Annotated in this window: 5 protein-coding genes, 1 pseudogene and 1 riboswitch; of the genes and pseudogenes, 3 read left to right on the top strand and 3 right to left on the bottom strand. The window is 40.9% G+C overall.

All coding sequences use genetic code 11. The features are described from left to right. Positions 1 to 107: 107 nt before the first annotated feature. Positions 108 to 995 (bottom strand): putative PEP-binding protein, encoded by an 888-nt coding sequence (locus tag B7C60_RS08100; RefSeq protein ID WP_099611212.1) that lies wholly within the window; start codon positions 993 to 995, stop codon positions 108 to 110. 207 nt (positions 996 to 1,202) lie between these two features. Between B7C60_RS08100 and B7C60_RS08095 the strand changes: the two genes are divergently transcribed. Further along, entirely contained in the window at positions 1,203 to 2,267 is a 1,065-nt protein-coding gene (locus B7C60_RS08095) for a 3-deoxy-7-phosphoheptulonate synthase (protein ID WP_099611211.1), read from the top strand. 11 nt (positions 2,268 to 2,278) lie between these two features. Beyond that, a complete protein-coding gene (locus B7C60_RS08090) occupies positions 2,279 to 2,761 on the top strand; it encodes a YajQ family cyclic di-GMP-binding protein (RefSeq protein ID WP_099611210.1) in 483 nt (160 codons plus the stop codon). A gap of 63 nt (positions 2,762 to 2,824) precedes the next feature. On the opposite strand, the gene B7C60_RS08085 is transcribed toward B7C60_RS08090, so the two are convergent. Next, complete coding sequence (locus B7C60_RS08085) at positions 2,825 to 3,553, bottom strand: chromosome partitioning protein ParA (protein WP_099611209.1); 729 nt, start codon at positions 3,551 to 3,553, stop codon at positions 2,825 to 2,827. 19 nt (positions 3,554 to 3,572) lie between these two features. Further along, complete coding sequence (locus tag B7C60_RS17085; RefSeq protein WP_099611208.1) at positions 3,573 to 3,731, bottom strand: hypothetical protein; 159 nt, start codon at positions 3,729 to 3,731, stop codon at positions 3,573 to 3,575. A 635-nt stretch (positions 3,732 to 4,366) separates the two neighbouring features. Continuing rightward, a riboswitch (glycine riboswitch) is annotated at positions 4,367 to 4,474 on the top strand. 96 nt (positions 4,475 to 4,570) lie between these two features. On the opposite strand from B7C60_RS17085, the pseudogene B7C60_RS18435 reads away from it, so the two are divergent. After that, positions 4,571 to 4,810, top strand: a pseudogene (locus tag B7C60_RS18435) (alanine:cation symporter family protein); the annotation flags it as partial.

Here is a 4,810-nt window from a genome sequence, read left to right as displayed (position 1 = left end):
CAGAATGTTAAAAAATGAGGCGGTTCTACTTTAATTCCACTGCCTTGATCACTTTTTAGTTATCCCGATGCCCATACAATGCATCGGGAAAACCGGTGGGCGGCGGTTCAAAAATTATAAATCGATTCAGCGTGCACATTCTCTGCTAAAAAATTTTGTAGCTTAGGGTAAGCTTGTAGTGCATGAGTTACCACTAATAAAGGCTTTTTCGCTTGCTGAGCGGCTTTGATAGCGGTTTCTGCTAACAACATAATCGCCTCACTATCTGGGTTATAAAGATAATCAAGCTCACGATTGTCTTTATCAACAGCTAAAGTAAATTGTGTTAAATCCTGCCAATCAATCACCATACCATCAAAATATTGCAATAGACGTTCAGCCAAGATTGCAGCAGCTGGGACATGACAAGCGTATAAAACTTTCAAGCCATTAAGCCCACGCGGCAGGCCCTGTTCAGCCAGACGATCAATGATAGTTGCTGCGTCACTCAATGCTCGAACAAAGGGAACAACAATTTCAATATGGTAGCCTTTATCGCGTAATTCTTTGATGACTTGGCACTCTAAATTAAATGCCTTCGCATACGCCTCAGAAGCAAACCGAGAAACACCACGTACGCCCATCGCTGGATTCATTTCTACTGGCTCACGTTCGCCACCAATTAATGTTTTAAATTGTGCACTGTCTACTCCACTAAAACAGATGCGGATCACTTTATGGAACGGACGAATTCCCTCTTCAATCCGGCTAACTAAGGTTGCCACAAAATGCGCTTCGATGGTTTTTCCATCTAATAATGCCGACAACGAGTTTTTTTCTAATTCAGTGACTGAAGCATCCTCAAAAGACACTGCCGGATGATAAAAAACACTATCAGCAATAAGCTCAGAAAGAGAAACAAACAAATCATCACTCGCGGTTTGGGGCGAGGTTTGAGGTAATGTATTTCCTTGTGCCAATTTTGGCACGATCGCTAGTGGTTGCTGTAAACTCATGGTAGCTCCGTTCATCCTTAAATTGATAGACTTGAAAATACCGATATACAGCAAGAAAAACAAGTAAATAAATTAAATAATTATTCATATTAAATGAATAATTAAACGAAAAGTAAATTGTATCACGCCCTTTTGTGTTAAGTGGTTTATTCTGACCGGTAAATTCGTTATCTTTAGCGCTTCGCAATAAAAAGAACAGGCAATCTTATGCCACTGAAAACTGATGAATTACGCACCCAAGCCTTGGGTCCTATGCCCACACCGGCTGAGCTCAGTCAGGCTCACCCTATCACCGATGATATCGCAGATCGTATCGCTCGCTCACGGCAACAAATAGAGCAAATTCTTACTGGCAAAGATGATCGATTACTGGTGATTATTGGCCCTTGTTCCGTTCATGATACTCAGGCCGCTCTCGACTACGCTTTTCGCTTAAGCCAAATTCAAAAAAAATATGATAATGAGCTATTCATTGTCATGCGTACCTATTTTGAAAAACCACGTACGGTCGTCGGCTGGAAAGGCTTGATCACTGACCCCAATCTCGATGGCTCTTATGCCTTGGAAGATGGTTTGAACAAAGCTCGACAATTACTGTTAGAGATCAATAAACTTGGTTTAGCTACAGCCACCGAGTTTCTCGATATGATTACTGGGCAATATATTGCCGATCTTATCAGTTGGGGAGCCATTGGAGCACGTACAACGGAGTCACAAATTCATCGAGAAATGGCATCCGCGCTATCTTGCCCAGTCGGGTTTAAAAATGGTACGAATGGCAACATAAAAATCGCTATTGATGCAATTCGAGCCTCTCAAGCCTCTCATTATTTCTATTCACCTGATAAAAATGGGCGAATGACCGTCTATCGTACGAGTGGTAATCCATTTGGTCACATCATTTTACGAGGTGGCGAAACCGGACCAAACTTTGATCAAGCATCAGTAGCGCATGCGTGTGCACAATTGGCTCAATTTGAGTTACCACAACGCCTAGTGGTCGATTTTAGCCATGCAAATTGCCAAAAGCAGCACCGTAAACAGTTGGAGGTTGCAGAAGTCATTTGCCAACAACTGGAATCAGGCAGTACCAAGATTGCTGGCATCATGGCCGAAAGCTTTATTGTCGAAGGCAATCAATCGATGGGTGACTTAAATAATCTCACTTATGGGCAATCGATTACCGACCCTTGTTTAAGTTGGGAAGACACGAACCTCATGATCGCCCGATTAGCAAAAGCGGTAAAAATAAAACGAACTTGTAACGAATAAGGAAACAAACCATGCCTTCTTTTGATATCGTTTCAGAAGTTGATAACGTCGAATTGCGTCATGCGGTCGATAACTCTAATCGAGAACTGGCCACTCGCTTTGATTTTCGTAATGTAGAAGCAAGCTTTGAACTTAAAGAGCAAACCGTAAAATTAGTCGCGGAAGGTGAATTTCAACTGAACCAAATGATGGATATTTTGCGCAATAATTTAGCCAAACGAGGCGTTGATGTTCGCTCGATGGAGTTGAAAGATTCAGTCCACTCCGGCAAAAAATGGTATAAAGAGGTGATATTAAAGCAAGGTATTGAAACATTACTGGCAAAAAAAGTGGTCAAAATGATCAAAGATGCCAAATTGAAAGTTCAAGCTGCTATTCAAGGCGATAAAATTCGAGTCACAGGCAAAAAACGAGATGATTTACAATCAGTGATCGCTTTGCTTCGAGACTCTGAACTAGAACAACCTTTTCAATACAATAACTTTCGTGACTAATTGCGTCAGGTCACCGATGTATAGATAAAGAATCCAGCCTTATTTATTCGGCTGGATTCTTTATTACAAGCCCAAATCTTCCGATAAAGACTTAATTTGCTCTAAATCCATTTGATGGACTCGAAGCATCTGCGCTATCTGGCTAAGTCTCGAGTTTGCATCATCTTGCTTATCACAAGCATCCGATTTAGCATCCCAAGACTGTCCTTGTAGATAAATATCGCACTCTTTTTTAAGTTCCTTTGCAGTTTTAGCTAATTGCTCTTGTTCTTGCTGTAACTGCACGATCGCCTGTTTGACTTTCAATTCTTTTTGAAACAGTTCACGCGAACGTTCAAACAGAACGGCTTGCATATCCGCTTGCCGATTTAAACGAGAATTTTGCGCATCTGCACTCTGCAATGCATCTTTTTGCTTATCTAACTGCTGCTCTAATGAAAGGTTGATTTTTTCCAATTCCACCAGTTGTTTCTCAACCTGCTGAAGTTTGGTTTGATACTCTTTTTGCTGAGCCTCTAATTGTGATTGCAATTTCGCTTGCCATTGTTGTGCTAACTGCTCTGAATTTTGAGCTGTGACAACATTATGCTGCTGCATTTCATCTTTCCATTGCTGAAATTGCACTTGTAAGTTTGAGTAGTTCACTTCCCATTTCGTAGCAGTTAAGCTCGAGCCAATCAGTCCTCCCAAGGCAAGGCCTAAGATTGCGGCAATCGTAATGTATAAATAACTGCGCTTATCACGCTCTTCGATGATAACGACATCATGTTCATCTTGATTTTTTTGATTCACATAAACTCCCAACGATACATCAGCGGATCAATTCAGTGACAACCAGTGAGACGGTATAGAGAGCAAAAGCACTAAGTAAGACTATCACTATCCACTTTTGGAATTTGGCATTCGTTCCATAACGAATAAGTAAAAACGCTAACACAATCAATACTCCAATTGCGATTAGTCTACCCATAACTCACTCCCTCGTTTCTTGTTTAACTAACTTATTTAAGCTTAGGCATAAACACTCCGTTCGACTTAAAGCAGGTCGGTATTATTGGTTTTTATCACAACACCACACTGCTTATAACTGCTTCATGCACACTCTCTGGCAGGCACGTCACGTTAATTCGTTTTACCCTTGCTATTTTATACCACTGATTACGTCTAAATAGTCAGAGAAAAGTTGATTATCTGTATTCAGGATCAAGAAGTTACCCTTCTCTGCCCGATAAATTGTTCAATTTACACACCAAACGTTTATCTGACCGATAAATTGTTCAATTTACACACCAAACGTTTATCTGACCGATAAATTGTTCAATTTACACACCAAACGTTTATCTGACCGATAAATTGTTCAATTTACACACCAAACGTTTATCTGACCAATCAATTACCTGTTACTTTATATTTGTAGATGACATCACAATTTTTTTTCGTTAATATCGCCAAGCAAATTATCACCATATCAGATAATTGTTCCGTTGAAGACTGCAGGAGAGAGGTTGTTAACCTATATGTAACATATAGGCCAAGCAAACCCGCCGAAGAAGTAAATCTTTCAGGTGCTTTATTCTTCTTAGAAGAATTGCGAGGACTGTAGTTGGAGGAACCTCTGGAGAGAACCGTTGAATCGGTCGCCGAAGGAGCAAGTTCTGCTGGTTCACACCATTGCAGAGTGAAACTCTCAGGCAAAAGGACAGAGGAGTGAAAGGTCATTTTTCAAACAAGCCGCTATGGCTTGCTTTTTGAGCGTTATGCTTTATTCCTTTCCTCTTCTCCTTAGATATTACTTATTAAGGGGAATACATGAGTAACCTACAATCACTGCTACAAACCATTGATCACTTTATCTGGGGGCCACCCCTTCTCATTTTACTCGTTGGCACAGGCATCTATTTTACTTTTCGGCTAGGCCTTCTTCAGTTTCGTCGTTTGCCTTCAGCTATAAAAATGGTGTTCAGTAAAGAACCCGGTGATAAGCAGGGTGACGTCTCTAGTTTTGCGGCGTTATGTACGGCGCTTTCGGCAACCATAGGTACAGGTAAT

The sequence above is a fragment of the Vibrio fujianensis genome (genome assembly GCF_002749895.1).
Taxonomy (GTDB): domain Bacteria; phylum Pseudomonadota; class Gammaproteobacteria; order Enterobacterales; family Vibrionaceae; genus Vibrio; species Vibrio fujianensis.
Note: the sequence above shows the minus strand (reverse complement) of the source record. Positions and strands in the feature narration are given on the sequence as shown.